Annotated in this window: 11 protein-coding genes and 2 riboswitches; of the genes, 9 read left to right on the top strand and 2 right to left on the bottom strand. The window is 46.6% G+C overall.

Annotated features, from left to right (window positions below; all coding sequences use genetic code 11):
* Positions 1 to 57 precede the first annotated feature (57 nt).
* Positions 58 to 165: riboswitch (TPP riboswitch) on the bottom strand.
* A gap of 92 nt (positions 166 to 257) precedes the next feature.
* On the top strand, positions 258 to 590 hold the full coding sequence (locus tag BMW59_RS20190) for a hypothetical protein (protein ID WP_093055959.1): 333 nt from the start codon (positions 258 to 260) through the stop codon (positions 588 to 590).
* Positions 591 to 611: 21 nt separating this feature from the next.
* On the opposite strand, the gene BMW59_RS20185 is transcribed toward BMW59_RS20190, so the two are convergent.
* Both BMW59_RS20185 and BMW59_RS20180 read right to left on the bottom strand, forming a co-directional pair.
* Positions 612 to 1,337, bottom strand: a complete 726-nt coding sequence (locus BMW59_RS20185; RefSeq protein WP_093055957.1) for a class F sortase — start codon at positions 1,335 to 1,337, stop codon at positions 612 to 614.
* A 4-nt stretch (positions 1,338 to 1,341) separates the two neighbouring features.
* Positions 1,342 to 2,160 (bottom strand): DUF4397 domain-containing protein, encoded by an 819-nt coding sequence (locus tag BMW59_RS20180; RefSeq protein WP_425441287.1) that lies wholly within the window; start codon positions 2,158 to 2,160, stop codon positions 1,342 to 1,344.
* A 270-nt stretch (positions 2,161 to 2,430) separates the two neighbouring features.
* Between BMW59_RS20180 and BMW59_RS20175 the strand changes: the two genes are divergently transcribed.
* The 8 genes from BMW59_RS20175 to BMW59_RS20145 all read left to right on the top strand — a co-directional run bounded on the left by BMW59_RS20175 (position 2,431) and on the right by BMW59_RS20145 (position 14,492).
* A complete protein-coding gene (locus tag BMW59_RS20175; RefSeq protein ID WP_093055955.1) occupies positions 2,431 to 2,910 on the top strand; it encodes a GyrI-like domain-containing protein in 480 nt (159 codons plus the stop codon).
* Between the two features lie 360 nt (positions 2,911 to 3,270).
* Positions 3,271 to 3,378, top strand: a riboswitch (SAM riboswitch).
* 197 nt (positions 3,379 to 3,575) lie between these two features.
* A complete protein-coding gene (locus tag BMW59_RS20170; protein ID WP_093055953.1) occupies positions 3,576 to 4,706 on the top strand; it encodes a methionine biosynthesis PLP-dependent protein in 1,131 nt (376 codons plus the stop codon).
* On the top strand, positions 4,703 to 5,863 hold the full coding sequence (gene metC / locus BMW59_RS20165; RefSeq protein ID WP_093055951.1) for a cystathionine beta-lyase: 1,161 nt from the start codon (positions 4,703 to 4,705) through the stop codon (positions 5,861 to 5,863). The genes BMW59_RS20170 and metC overlap by 4 nt, the downstream gene beginning before the upstream one ends.
* A 24-nt stretch (positions 5,864 to 5,887) precedes the next feature.
* A complete protein-coding gene (locus BMW59_RS20160) occupies positions 5,888 to 7,750 on the top strand; it encodes a bifunctional homocysteine S-methyltransferase/methylenetetrahydrofolate reductase (protein ID WP_093055949.1) in 1,863 nt (620 codons plus the stop codon).
* A gap of 28 nt (positions 7,751 to 7,778) precedes the next feature.
* Positions 7,779 to 11,237, top strand: coding sequence for a methionine synthase (metH, locus tag BMW59_RS20155; protein WP_093055947.1), 3,459 nt, complete (start codon positions 7,779 to 7,781; stop codon positions 11,235 to 11,237).
* Between the two features lie 356 nt (positions 11,238 to 11,593).
* Positions 11,594 to 11,722: a hypothetical protein gene (locus BMW59_RS22325; protein WP_281244288.1), complete on the top strand. Its 129-nt coding sequence runs from the start codon at positions 11,594 to 11,596 to the stop codon at positions 11,720 to 11,722.
* A gap of 927 nt (positions 11,723 to 12,649) precedes the next feature.
* Positions 12,650 to 13,582, top strand: coding sequence for a manganese-dependent inorganic pyrophosphatase (locus BMW59_RS20150; protein WP_093055945.1), 933 nt, complete (start codon positions 12,650 to 12,652; stop codon positions 13,580 to 13,582).
* A 118-nt stretch (positions 13,583 to 13,700) separates the two neighbouring features.
* Positions 13,701 to 14,492, top strand: coding sequence for an SDR family oxidoreductase (locus BMW59_RS20145; RefSeq protein WP_093055943.1), 792 nt, complete (start codon positions 13,701 to 13,703; stop codon positions 14,490 to 14,492).
* Positions 14,493 to 14,619 lie beyond the last annotated feature (127 nt).

Genomic DNA, 14,619 nt, shown 5'->3' with positions numbered 1-14,619 from the left:
AAAGCCAAGCCCTCTCATATACTATGAAAGAACCCGACTTTGGTCACGGAAAACAGTTTGAATCGCCGACTACTTCCCTACGCTGGTTTTAACCAGATCAGGTTCTCAGGGTTAAAAGGCATTCCTTTTTCTCAGCCCGCTGTCAGGGCACCCCCAGTAGATCCATTCAATTTCTTAAGATTGTAACAAATCTAAGCATTCTGTCAACCTTTCGTCCTCTTAGTGGGGTATAATAGATAAAAAGGCGGTGGTTTTCCGTGGGTACCGACCGTAACAGTATTGAGCAGGCGCGAGAGGCCAATTTTACTAAACTTAAGACTTACTTAAAAGAGAATGGCACACGTCTTTCAAGAAAGGAATTTGCAGCCGTCCTATTTGCCATAAATGGCATGACTATTTATAATTCCCGGAAAAAAGATGCGGTAGGCAAAGCATCTGATAAGTACGGCATTCCTAAAAGTTTTATAAAAAAGTTTATAGACAGCATGGGGATAAAAAGCAGCCGTGCGCGCCAGGCTCAGAAAGAATTCGCCATCTTCCACAAGATTGGCATATATAAGCACAGAAAAAAAGTAGAAGACGAGACTTAAAATATAAAACGCAGACCTTTTTCAGGTCTGCGTTTCTTCGATTAATTCAGTAAATACGACAAGCCGCTCGCGGTGTGTTCCCTGATCACGGTCGAATTCCCCTGTGCAAGTGATAAGGTTTAAATTTCTCGAAGAAGAAGGGCCGAACACTTTTGAAATAGGAGCATCATCGTAAGGGTAAATCTCACGGCTTTTGACTTCAAAAGTAAGTTCTGTGCCGTCACCGTCACGCACTTTGATGACGTCGCCAATCTCTAAATCCTTCAGGTCGAAGAAAATAGCGGGACCCGTCCGGTCATCTACATGGCCTGCTAATACTGAATTTCCTGCACCTCCGGGTTTGACCCCCCTGTTAAACCAGCCAACCAGGTCGCCGTCCTCAGGAACCTCCATCGCCCCGTCATCTTTTAAACCAACTTGAGTAATGTCTGCCTTGACGTCCAGAGCGGGAATTTCAATGGTTTCTGGAGTAATCCCTTGGGAGGAGGCACTGTAAACAGGCTCCACAGGCTGAGATGGCTCTATATTTGATTCTTCTTCAGAGGACTCGTCTTTCTCTTTTTGAGCCCTCTTTTTATTTTCAATCGCAGGAAAAGTCATCGTATTACCATGTTCTGAAGCCGAAACAGTCACGGCTTCTTCCTCTGAACGGGTTAAGTCGTCCCGTTCAGGCTCGGGACTGCTTTCGTTCATTCCGCCACAGGAAGCAAGAATGAAAGTCAGCAGGATCGCCGAAAGGAATTTCATTATGTTACGCCTGGAAAGCTGCTTTTCTGCGAAAAATGACGAAGAAAAGCGCACCGCCTGCTGCAAAAGTTAAAATCAGTGGAAGGAAACTGTTGGATTGGGAAGCTCCTCCCATACCTGTTTGCGGCATTTCAGAAGGCATGTGATGAGCTTCATCTGCCACTACAACCACTTCAAGATTGTCTGCATCTTCACCAACTGCAAATGCTGAGTAAATCATATTTTCCTGAAGCTCAGTTCCGGATAAGTCTAACACTGCGTCCTCAGTGCCCGCAGCCCGGATCTCAAGGTCATAAGTACCAGGATCTAATTCTAAATAGTCTGTTACAGCAAAGAACTCTGCTCCTTCAAATAAAGCATCGCCGCCTGCCAAGCCTACATCAACTGCTGGAGCACCTGGTGATAAATGTCCCACACGGATTTTTGTCATTCCCTCATCTACTGTATTGTCATCATGAATAACTTCCAACGTTAAAGATTCAAGCAGATTTGTGGCTGCTACTGTATAGGAATGACCAGCCTCAATAGTCAGCGTTTCCTCAATAACAGGATCGCCTTCTCCGCCTTCACCAGCAGGGAAGATAGCTACGTCATGATCACCAGCCGGCAGTTCCAGATAGCCGGTAATATCTTTAAAACCGGCTCCTTCTACAGCCGCTTCGCCATTTACATATACATCCACTTCAGGAGCGTCAGGGGAAGCATGGAATACTCGAACCATTGCATTGTCCTCATGTCCGTCAGCTAAAGCTGTACCTGCAAAAATACCAAATAAGAGCATAAACACGAAACCAACACTGAACCATTTTTTCAACTTAATCATCTCCTTTTTAATTTTGTTAGACACCACTCAATTACTTCCAATTAATTATTTTTGTAAAAGTAATGTTAAAGCGGTGTTTAACTGTTGTACAATTAGATAATACCACAAGTTTTAAAAATAGAAACCTTTTTGACGAAAAAAATTATAGAAAATTTAGAAATTTGAAGCGAACATGGTAAACTGTATTAAAATGTACGTTATTTTTTGGGTTGAAAAGTTGAGAAAACACTTTTGGCCAAAACATCAATCACTTGTGAAAGGGGAAAATATATGAAAATAAGGGGTATGAAAGAAAGACTTATTGTCGGTTTAAAATGGGAAGGAACATTTGAGAAAGCTTTTAGAGGGGACATTCGAAAGGTAATTAAAGAAGTTAGCAGAAGGAAAGACGAAATTGAAAATAAAGTGAACGACCACGAATTTGCCGGTGTGTCGATCCACGACCGGAGAGGCGGCTTTACACACTACGCAGGATGGGAAGTTAAAGAAGGAACCCCGGTCCCCTCCGGATTCGAAATGTGCCACTTGCCTGAAGCCGATTACTTGATATTCAGACATAAAAAGAGCAAAAATATCGGAGACTCTTATACAGAAGTTCTGCAAAATATTCATGAAAGAGGATTGACGGCTCTCAAACCGGAAGAAGTAGATTCCTATGATGAGCTGCCGATAAAAATTGAGTTATACCCCGCTGACCGCGTATTAGACGAAGAGATGGAGTTTGAAATCCATATACCCGTAATAAAGTAAACTGATAAAATATTGAGAATGATGTACAACTATTGAGATAAGCCCCTGGGTAAGCGTCCGCCTGGCGGACTAAATTGACTACTTTTCTAAATAAGAAATCCGAACAAAATTCGAAAATTTTGTTCGGATTTCTTTATGGTTGCTATTCTTTTGTCCCACCCTCATTTAAGTATAGGCTGCAATAAGACATTGGTTCAGGTATTTATGGGGCAGGGGCGTTCCCTTTCGCCTCCCCGTATCCTATTAAAATCCTTCTGTAACATATTTCCAGTTAACAGAAAATTCACAAAAGCTGTTGCATCTTCCCTTGACATCCGATACAATGGGGAACAATCATTTACAAAAAAATAGTTATACAGGTTCTTATCATGAGAGATGGAGGGAAAGGCCCGTTGAAGTCTCAGCAACCAGCCGCACGTTTAGGGTCAGGTGCTAATTCCTGCAAGCAGATGCTTGTAAAGATAAGAAGAAGACTAATTGGAATTATAATGTCAGCCTTCTTCTTACTTTTTAAGAAGAAGGTTTTTTGTACTTTAAGAGGGTTTAATCCTCTTAAAGTATATAAATCCTAACTCTTCGGCAAGACCTGGCATGACAGTAAACCAAGTTTTCTAATCTCATTAATAAAGAATCAGTAGTGCAAGGACAGAAAGGGGTCATTTCACATGAGTAAATACCGCAAGGAGCTTGAAACAGTGCTCGTTCAAATAGGCAACAGAAGTGAGTCAGCGACAGGAGCGGTCAGTGCGCCAATTTACTTTTCTACAGCTTACCGCCACGAGGGAATCGGCCAGTCGACAGGATATGATTATTCCCGCACTGGCAATCCGACCAGGGAGCTTCTGGAAGAAGCGATCGCCAAACTTGAAGGGGGAGACAGGGGCTTTGCCTGTTCGTCGGGCATGTCAGCTGTTCAGGTGGTGCTTTCCTTATTCCGGAGCGGCGATGAGATTCTGGCGTCAAGTGATTTATATGGCGGCACATACCGGCTGTTTGAAGAAGGGTGGACACGCTGGGGGCTGTCTTTTAAATACGGGGACGCAGCAGACATTCAATTTTTCAAAGATAATATCACTGAAAATACAAAAGCATTATTTATAGAAACACCAACCAACCCGCTTATGCACGAAGCAGATATTAAAGCGTTCAGCGATCTGGCTAAGGAGCATGGTCTTTTGCTCATCGTGGATAACACCTTTTATACTCCTCTTCTGCAGAGGCCTATTCTCGAAGGAGCAGATATTGTCATACACAGTGCTTCAAAATACTTATCCGGCCATAACGATGTAATCGCAGGTCTTGTCGTTTCAAAAGGAGAAGAGCTTTCCGAAAGGATTTTCTATAACTTTAACAGTATGGGACCGATTTTATCGCCATTGGATTCATGGCTTGTTATCAGAGGTTTAAAAACTCTGACTCTCAGGATGGAGAAGCATGAACAGAACGCCCAGGAAGTCAGCAGATTTCTGAAAGACCACCCGGCTGTAGAGGACGTCATCTATCCGGGAAGGGGAGGTATGCTTTCCTTCCGGGTTAAAGATGAAAGCTGGGTCAATCCAATTTTACAAAATCTTAATCTCGTCACCTTTGCAGAAAGTCTCGGAGGCGTAGAAAGCTTAATGACTTATCCGGCAACCCAGACGCATGCAGATGTACCGGAAGAGGTTAGAAACAAACTGGGTGTCTGTAACAAACTTCTCAGATTTTCAGTAGGCATTGAAGCAGCAGATGACTTAATTGAAGATTTAAATAAGGCATTAAATTACGCGAGCGGCGTGAATGGAGGAAAAGAATGAGCAGTAATGAATACAGCATACAAACCAGGTTAATCCACCATAAGCATAAAACCGACCCGGCATCAGGAGCCGTCAGTGTTCCTATTCAGCCGGCCTCAACGTTCCATCAGGAAGACCTTGATCAATTTGGCGAGTATGATTACGCGCGGTCAGGGAACCCGACAAGGCACGCACTGGAAGAGACTTTCGCGGAGCTGGAAAACGGCACAGATGCTTTTGCCTTTTCATCAGGGATGGCAGCTATTTCAACCGTTTTTATGATGCTGTCAGCCGGAGATCACTTAGTAATCACAGATGATGTATATGGAGGCACTTTCCGATTCACTACGGAAGTTTTAACACGTCATGGTATTGAACATACCTTTGTCGATATGACAAAAGTGGAAGAAGTGAAACGGGCGATTAAGCCGAATACGAAAATGATTCATATAGAGACGCCGTCCAACCCGACAATGAAAGTGACGCCTATCCGGGACATTGTAGCTTTGGCAAAGGAACATGGCTGTTTAACAGTCCTTGATAATACGTTTATGACCCCTGTCCTTCAGCGGCCGCTTGATTTAGATGTGGATATTGTCGTCCACAGCGCCACCAAATTTATCGGCGGGCACAGTGATGTGGTAGCCGGTCTTGCTGTGGTGAAAGACCCTGATCTGGCAGGGCAGATAAAATTTTTACAAAACAGCTTTGGAGCAATCCTTGGGCCTAATGACTGCTGGCTCATTATGAGAGGGTTAAAAACGATGCATGCCAGAATGGAACTGTCTTCAAGAGCTGCGCAAAATATAGCTCTCTGGCTGACTGAACAGCCTGAAGTAAACAAAGTGTATTATCCGGGGCTCGAAAGTCATTCAGGCTATGATTTAAACAAGTCCCAGGCAGACGGACCGGGGGCAGTACTCTCGTTTGAACTGGCCGATCGTGCTGCGGTGAAAAAAGTGGTAGAAGCCGTTAAGATTCCTGTTTTTGCAGTGAGCCTAGGGGCTGTGGAATCGATTCTTTCCTATCCGGCAAAGATGTCGCATGCCGCTATGCCTCCGCACGAAAGGGAGAAGAGAGGAATATCTGACGGTCTGCTGAGATTGTCAGTTGGACTGGAAAGAGAAGCAGATTTAATTGAAGACCTTAAACAGGCGTTTAAAAAAATAGACAGCTAGAACAGCAGAGAGGAGAGTACCTGTATGGGCTTTAGAGAAGACTTAAAACGAGACATTCTTATTGGCGACGGAGCTATGGGTACCCTGCTTTACCAGCAAGGCGCAGACGGATGCTTTGAAGAATTAAATTTAACCGACCCGGAAAAAATCCGTGCTGTACACGCGCGCTACATTGAAGCCGGAGCAGATATAATCCAGACGAATACGTACGCGGCAAATTCATTGAAACTGAGCCGTTACCAGCTCGAAGGCCAAATGGAACAAATCAACATAAAAGCGGTGGAAATCGCGAGAGATGCGGCAGCTGATCACACATATGTATTTGCGACAATCGGCGGGATCGGGAGCATCCACCATAAAGAATTTCATCAGGAAGAGATATTCTCCAGTTTAAAAGAACAAACCGACGTTCTTTTACGAACAGATATCGATGGATTTTTACTGGAAACTTTTTATGATATTGAGGAATTAATTCAACTGGTTAAGTATATCCGGAGCCGGACAGATAAACCGGTCGTTGCACAGGTGACCTTGGGCGACATAGGTGTCCTGCAAGGAGGGATCGCACTCACTGACGGGCTCAAGCGCCTTGAAGAAGCAGGGGCAGACGTGGCGGGGCTGAACTGCCGGATGGGGCCTTACCATATGCTCAGGTCTCTTGAGGAAGTGCCGTTACTTGAGGAAGCATCCCTGTGTGTGTTCCCGAACGCCAGTCTGCCAAACGTGCGTGACGGCCGTTTCTTTTACCAGTCAAATCCTACTTACTTTGGAGATATGACTGAGTCGTTAGTAAGAGAAGGAGTGCGGCTCATCGGCGGATGCTGCGGAACCACTCCGGAACACGTGCAGGCGATTCGTGAGGCAGTAGATAAGAAAGGTCTTAAACCAGTCACAGAAAAAGTTGTGAAGGAAAAAGAAACACCTTCAGTCGTAGTGAATGCTCCGGAACCCCCGGAACGGCTTCCTGATTTTTCAAAAAACCGAAAGTCGGTGATTGTTGAATTAGATCCGCCAAAAGCTTTATCCAAAGCGCCCGAATTTATGAAAGGGGCGCAGGCCTTAAAAGATGCCGGAGCTGATGCGGTGACCTTAGCAGATAATTCACTGGCCTCAGCCAGAATTGATAACCTGTCACTTGGCTCGCTTATGAAACAGCAGACGAATGCGCGTCCGCTCCTTCATGTCGCTTGCAGGGACAGAAATATGATCGGTTTGCAGTCGCACTTGTTAGGCATGCATACTCTTGGCATCCATGATGTGCTTGCCATTACAGGCGACCCGGCAAAAGTGGGGGATTTTCCAGGCGCGTCTTCTGTTTATGATATGGCCTCCCTTGATTTAATCCGCCTCATTAAACAGCTGAATGAAGGCATCTCATTTTCAGGTAAAGATCTAGGGGCTAAGACGTCATTTACTGTCGCCGCCGCTTTTAATGCGAATGCGAGACGGCTTGACAGAGAAGTGAAACGTCTGGAGAAAAAAATTGAAGCTGGCGCAGACTACTTTATGAGTCAGCCGGTTTACAGTGTCGAACAGTTTAAGGAAATACACGAAGCGACAAAGCACCTGCCTGTGCCGGTTTATGTAGGTATCATGCCTCTCGTAAGCAGCCGTAATGCCGAGTTCCTGCACCATGAAGTACCTGGAATATCGTTAACCCAAAGTGTCAGGGACAGTATGGCCAAGCACGGGGGTGACAGGGAAGCAAGCCAGCGGGAAGGAATTGCTCTTGCTAAAGAACTGACAGATGCGGCTCTTGAGTATTTCCCGAGCATCTATTTAATCACACCGTTCTTAAGGTACGGAATAACAGCCGAATTAACCCGGCACATTGTAGAAAAAGACCAGCCGGTTACGATCCAGGCACCGGACAGAACAAATATATAGAAAGTAAGCAATAGAAAGGACGATAGTCATGGAAAAGTCCCTTTTTGAACAAGAATTAAAACAACGCATCCTTGTCCTGGACGGAGCCATGGGCACCATGCTTCAAAATGCTGATTTAACAGCCGATGACTTTGGCGGTGAAGCGTATGAAGGCTGCAACGAATATTTAAACGTCACCGCGCCTCATGTGATTACACGGATTTACCGTGAATACCTTGAAGCAGGGGCGGATATTATTGAGACGAATACATTCGGAGCAACGAATATCGTGCTGGCCGATTATGACCTCCAGCACTTGGCATACGAACTGAACAAAAAAGCAGCGGAGCTTGCTGCCGCAGAAGCACAGAAGTTTTCAGAAGAAGGTAAGAGACGGTTTGTGGCCGGGGCGATGGGGCCTACTACAAAGTCGTTATCCGTTACAGGCGGAACAACGTTTGAGGAGCTGACAGAATCTTACCGCGAACAAGTAGAAGGCCTGCTTGACGGAGGTGTTGATCTTCTTCTTCTTGAAACAAGCCAGGATATGCGGAATGTCAAAGCAGCTTATGTGGCCATTGAACAAGTGACAACGGAGCGGGAGATCCACGTGCCGTTAATCGTTTCCGGAACAATTGAGCCGATGGGGACCACGCTTGCAGGTCAGACGATTGAGGCCTTTTATATTTCCCTTGAGCATATGAATCCGACAGTGGTCGGGTTGAACTGCGCGACCGGACCTGAATTCATGCAGGATCACCTCAGGTCTTTATCTGAGTTATCAACGACCTACGTTCACTGTTACCCTAATGCCGGGCTGCCTGATGAAGAAGGGCATTATCACGAATCTCCCCAGTCGTTAGCCGCTAAACTGGAAGGGTTCGCCAAAAAAGGCTGGCTGAATATTGTCGGCGGCTGCTGCGGAACAACACCAGAGCATATCCGCGTCATGTCTGAAGCCGTAAAAGGGTACGAGGCCCGCCAGCCTCAAGGTGGACATCCGCATGCCGTTTCGGGAATTGAGCCGCTTGTATACGACGACTCTATGCGTCCTTTACTCGTAGGTGAACGGACTAATGTGATCGGTTCACGAAAATTTAAGCGGCTGATTGCCGACGAAAAATTTGAGGAAGCATCCGAAATAGCCCGTGCCCAGGTGAAAAAAGGTGCTCACGTGATCGATGTGTGTGTCGCTGATCCTGACCGTGATGAATTAACTGATATGGAAAACTTTTTGCAGCATGTCATTAATAAAGTAAAAGTGCCATTAATGATTGACTCAACTGACGAAGTTGTCATCGAGCGGGCCCTGACTTTTTCGCAGGGGAAGGCAATTATAAATTCAATCAACCTTGAAGACGGAGAGGAACGGTTTGAAAAAGTAGCGCCTCTCGTCAGACGGTTCGGCGCTGCCGTTATCGTCGGCACCATCGATGAAGAAGGAATGGGTGTCACAGCTGAAAGGAAACTTGATATAGCCCGCCGGTCTTATGAGTTACTCGTAAACAAATACGGCATTCCTGCGCAGGATATTATATTTGACCCGCTCGTATTCCCGGTTGGTACGGGAGACGAGCAATATATCGGTTCTGCTGAAGCCACAGTAGAAGGCATTCGTATGATTAAAGAAGATATGCCTGACTGCCTCACTGTTCTTGGCGTCAGCAACGTGTCATTCGGCCTGCCGCCTTTGGGACGGGAAGTGCTTAATGCGGCTTATATGTACCATTGCACAAAAGCAGGTCTTGATTATGCAATCGTTAATACAGAAAAACTTGAACGTTACGGCTCTATTTCCGAGGAAGAGAAGCAGCTGGCAGATGACCTGTTATTTCGTACAGGAGATGAAACACTAGCTACTTTTACAGCTTTTTACCGCGAGAAGAAGCCTAAGAAGAAAGTTGAAGCTTCAACTCTTACTCTGGAGGAGCGCCTGGCAGAATATATTATCGAAGGGACAAAAGAAGGTCTCTTCAAAGACCTTGATGAAGCCCTTGAAAAATATGATACACCATTGGAAATTATTAACGGGCCTTTAATGGACGGTATGGACGAAGTCGGTAAGCTGTTTAACAACAACGAACTGATTGTAGCCGAAGTCCTCCAGAGCGCCGAAGCAATGAAAGCAGCGGTCGCCCATCTCGAGCCCCACATGGAAAAGAAGGAGGATGACCGCGGTAAAGGAAAAATCCTTCTCGCCACGGTTAAAGGCGACGTCCATGATATAGGCAAAAATCTCGTAGAAATTATTTTAAAAAATAACGGCTTCCAGATCGTTAATCTCGGTATTAAAGTTACTTCAAACGAATTAATCGAAGCGGTAGAAAGGGAAGATCCTGATGCCATCGGGTTGTCCGGCCTGCTCGTAAAATCCACCCAGCAGATGGTTCTAACAGCGAACGATCTTCGGGAACGGGGTATTAACATCCCGATCCTCGTGGGGGGCGCCGCCTTAACCCGCCGTTTCACCGAGAACAAAATATCTAAGGAATATGAAGGGCTTGTCCTGTACTCCAAAGATGCGATGACAGGATTGGAACTTGCGAATAAGCTCGCCCGCCCTGACGACCGCGAACAGCTCATCGTGGCGCATCAGGAAAGACAGAAACAAATCAGAGAAGCTGAAGCAAACGGAAGCGGCCGCGGTGGAGCAGCAGGTGCTGCCACAGCTACTCTTGAGGCACCGCGTTCAAAGGTGGCTAAAGACGCCCCGTTGTTTAAACCTGAGGATTACAAGCAGCACGTCCTGAAAAATTACAGGCTCTCCCACTTGCACCCGTATGTGAACATGCAGACGCTGCTCGGGCAGCACCTGGGCATCCAAGGTAACATTCAGCGAAACCTTGAACGCGGGGATGAAAAAACCATTCAGCTGAAAGAAAAGGTGAATGACCTTCTGGTGCGTGCAGAAAAAGAAGGCTTTCTCCAGGCGGACGGCATGTATCAGTTTTTTCCTGCCCAGTCCGACGGGAACGACGTGTTAGTCTATGACCCACAAGACCACAGCAAAATATTAGAGCGCTTTGAGTTTCCAAGACAAACGAAAGAGCCGTACCTTTGCTTAGCAGACTTTCTCCGATCCGTGGACAGCGGAGAAATGGACCATGTTGGATTTTTGACTGTGACAGCCGGAAAAGGCGTGCGGCAAATGGCGGAAGAATCCAAAGAAGCCGGAGACTATCTCGACAGCCATATGATTCAGGCGGTAGCTCTGGAAGTTGCCGAAGCCTTTGCTGAGCGTGTTCATCAGCTCATGCGCGATAAATGGGGCTTCCCTGATTCTCCTGATTTCACAATGAAAGAGCGTTTCTCCGCACGTTATCAGGGCGTCCGCGTCTCCTTCGGCTACCCGGCCTGCCCGAACCTGGAAGACCAGGCGAAACTGTTCAGACTAATTGATCCGGGAAAAATCGGTGTCCAACTGACTGACGAATACATGATGGAACCTGAAGCAAGCGTCTCCGCCATGGTATTCGCCCACCCCGAAGGACGATACTTCAGTGTATAGATAGCTATTAACCCGTGCCATTGAGGCACGGGTTAATTTTATGTTTATAGGGGGACAGGCAGGTGGCAGGTTGGTGCAACCGGAGTAGCACCAACAAACGTATCAGGAAGAAAACCGGAGGAAACGGGAGAAAGAGGAAGCCGGAAGAGAGTAACAGAGAGGTGGGTGCTACCGGAGTAACACCTACGTAGCACCTACCCACGTATCAGGAAGAAAACAGGAGGAAACGCGAGGAAGAGTGAGCTGAAAGAGAGTAACAGAGAGGTAGGTGCAACCGGTGTAGCACCAACAAACGTATCAGGAAGAAAATCGGAGGAAACGCGAGAAAGAGGAAGCCGGAAGAGGGTAACAGAGAAGTGGGTGCTACTGGTGTAGCAGTCTCTTCATGCGACGAGCAAGCCAGGGAAGCGGCGCAGGAGCACCAACAAACGTATCAGGAAGAAAAATGGAGGAAAAACGAGAAAGAGGGAGCTGGAAGAGAGTAACAGGTAGGTGGGTGCTACTGGAGTAACACCTACGTAACACCCACCAACGTATCAGGGAGAAAGCCGGCGAAAACGCGAGTAAGAGGAAGCCGGAAGAGGGTAACAGAGAAGTAGGTGCAACCTGTGTAGCACCAACAAACGTATCAGGAAGAAAACCGAAGGAAACGGGAGAAAGAGGAAGCTGAAAGAGAGTAACAGAGAAGTGGGTGCAACGGGTGTAGCACCAACAAACGTATCAGGAAGAAAACCGAAGGAAACGCGAGTAAGAGGGAGTTGGAAGAGGGTAACAGAGAGGTTGGTGCAACGGGTGTAGCACCAACAAACGTATCAGGAAGAAAACCGAAGGAAACGGGAGAAAGAGGAAGCTGAAAGAGAGTAACAGAGAAGTGGGTGCAACGGGTGTAGCACCAACAAACGTATCAGGAAGAAAACCGAAGGAAACGCGAGTAAGAGGGAGTTGGAAGAGGGTAACAGAGAGGTTGGTGCAACGGGTGTAGCACCAACAAACGTATCAGGAAGAAAACCGAAGGAAACGGGAGAAAGAGGAAGCTGAAAGAGAGTAACAGAGAAGTGGGTGCAACGGGTGTAGCAGTCTCTTCATGCGACGAGCAAGCCAGGGAAGCGGCACAGGAGCACCAACAAACGTATCAGGAAGAAAACCGAAGGAAACGCGAGTAAGAGGAAGCTGAAAGAGGGTAACAGAGAAGTGGGTGCTACCTACGTAACACCTACGTAACACCCACCCTTGCAACGAGCAAGCCTGAGGCTGCGCAGGCACACCCCCCAGCTACCACACCCACCTGCCCACAGCTTATTCCGCTTCCAAAAAGTAACATATTTCGTCTAATAGTTTTCAGGCCGATGACATCTCACCCTCCGTCATGATAAAATAAACCGTATTGAAGAGACGAAAAGGAGTGGCATGTCATGAGTGAAGAAAAAGTTTTAATTTTTGGGCACCAGAACCCGGACACCGATACGATTTGTTCAGCGCTTGTTTATGCTGATTTAAAAAAAGAACTGGGCATGGATGTTGAACCAGTCCGGCTTGGCGAAGTGGGGGCAGAGACCCAGTATGCTCTTGATCACTTTGGAGTGGATGCACCCCGTCAGGTGGACACAGTTGCAAATGAAGTGAACAAAGTCATTCTAGTAGATCATAATGAACGCCAGCAGAGCGCCAAGGATATTGATCAGGTGCAAGTTCTTGAAGTCATCGACCACCACAGAATTGCTAATTTTGAAACAGAAGGTCCACTCTACTACCGTGCTGAGCCTGTCGGCTGTACAGCGACGATTTTAAACAAGCTGTTTAAAGAAAACAACGTAGAAATTAGGAAAGAGATTGCAGGACTGATGGTATCTGCGATTATCTCAGACTCCCTGTTATTTAAATCGCCGACTTGCACGGCAGAAGACGTGGCTGCGGCTAAAGACCTGGCTGAAATTGCAGGTGTTAACCTTGAGGAATACGGCCTTGAGATGCTTAAAGCTGGGGCAGACATGAGCAGTAAATCTGTTGATCAGCTCCTGACTATGGATGCGAAAGAATTTACAATGGGAGACCATAAAGTTCAAATCGCCCAGGTAAATGTGGTCGATTCAAATGACGTGCTTAACCGTAAAGATGATGTCATATCGGCTATGGAAAAGGCTGTGTCGGAAAAAGAACTAAGCCTGTTTGTTTTAGCGGTGACTGATATTCTGACAAATGATTCTGTCGCCTTAGCAGCAGGTGAACAGACTGAAGCGGTAGAAAAAGCTTTTGACGTAAAGCTTGAAGACAGCCAAGCGACACTTGAAGGCGTCGTTTCACGAAAAAAGCAGATCGTACCTCCTCTAACAAACGCTTTATCATAAACATGAACAAGGCCGGCAGATGTGCCGGTCTTTTTTTGTGCAGATAACTTTAAAGGTCTTTTCCGCTTATATGGCGAATACAAACAAGCAGAAAATTAGCGGAATGGAGTGAGGCCTTTTGGCATTTTTAACAGGAAAAACAGCTTTAGTTACAGGAGTGAGCCGCAGCCAGGGGATTGGAGCAGCGATTTGCAGGGAGTTTGCAAGGAAAGGGGCGGATATTCTGTTCACTTACTGGACGGACTATGATCAGTCCATGCCATGGGGAGTTGAAAGCAGTGAACCTGCCTCACTTAAAAGAGAGCTGGAATCTTATAATGTAAGATGTGAAAATATAGAGCTTGACCTCACGGCTCCGGCAGCTCCGGTTACGCTGCTCGATTTCGCCGCAAAAGCATTTGGTTCATCCCCTGACATACTTGTCAATAACGCGTGTTATTCAGTGAATGATTCGATCAGCACGATTACTGCAGGGAAGCTGGACAGCCATTATAAAGTGAATGTGAGAGCGGTCACCTTGTTAACGCAGGCGTTTGTCGATTATTTTACCAAAAAGGAAGGGAAGAATGGGCGTATTATCAATCTGACCACGGGCTGGAACCGGGGGCAGATGCCGGATGAACTGTCGTATGTTCTGACGAAATCAGCCGTAGAAACGTTAACTTATACGCTGGCATCAACCCTGGCTGAAAAACACATTACTATTAATGCAATTAACCCAGGTCCGACTAATTCGGGCTGGATGAATGAAGAAATTAAAAAAGATTTGCTGCCCAGATTTCCATCCGGCCGGCTGGGGGAACCGGAAGACGCCGCCAAACTGGCCTCATTTCTGGCTGGCGATGAAGCAGCCTGGGTAACCGGGCAGGTCATCCATTCAGAAGGAGGGTTCAGAAACGGCGATGCCTGAAGAGAAAGGTAGGTGCTACTCCGGTAGCACCTCAGGCTGTTGAGAAAGTATTCTCAACAGCCTTTTTTAAAAGAAAAGTAAGATATCTCACGATCTCATCACTACCGGCGGACGCTTTCCGTGGGGC

It is taken from the genome of Salipaludibacillus aurantiacus (assembly GCF_900111295.1).
Lineage (GTDB): Bacteria > Bacillota > Bacilli > Bacillales > Salisediminibacteriaceae > Salipaludibacillus > Salipaludibacillus aurantiacus.
This window is presented reverse-complemented; position numbering and strand designations above follow the sequence as displayed.

What these genes read in the sequence shown, in the direction of transcription:
- BMW59_RS20185 (WP_093055957.1), bottom strand. Translation starts at nt 1,337, where the DNA reads ATGAAATTCCTTTCGGCGATCCTGCTGACTTTCATTCTTGCTTCCTGT.
- BMW59_RS20180 (WP_425441287.1), bottom strand. Translation starts at nt 2,160, where the DNA reads ATGATTAAGTTGAAAAAATGGTTCAGTGTTGGTTTCGTGTTTATGCTC.
- BMW59_RS20175 (WP_093055955.1), top strand. Translation starts at nt 2,431, where the DNA reads ATGAAAATAAGGGGTATGAAAGAAAGACTTATTGTCGGTTTAAAATGG.
- BMW59_RS20170 (WP_093055953.1), top strand. Translation starts at nt 3,576, where the DNA reads ATGAGTAAATACCGCAAGGAGCTTGAAACAGTGCTCGTTCAAATAGGC.
- metC (WP_093055951.1), top strand. Translation starts at nt 4,703, where the DNA reads ATGAGCAGTAATGAATACAGCATACAAACCAGGTTAATCCACCATAAG.
- BMW59_RS20160 (WP_093055949.1), top strand. Translation starts at nt 5,888, where the DNA reads ATGGGCTTTAGAGAAGACTTAAAACGAGACATTCTTATTGGCGACGGA.
- metH (WP_093055947.1), top strand. Translation starts at nt 7,779, where the DNA reads ATGGAAAAGTCCCTTTTTGAACAAGAATTAAAACAACGCATCCTTGTC.
- BMW59_RS20150 (WP_093055945.1), top strand. Translation starts at nt 12,650, where the DNA reads ATGAGTGAAGAAAAAGTTTTAATTTTTGGGCACCAGAACCCGGACACC.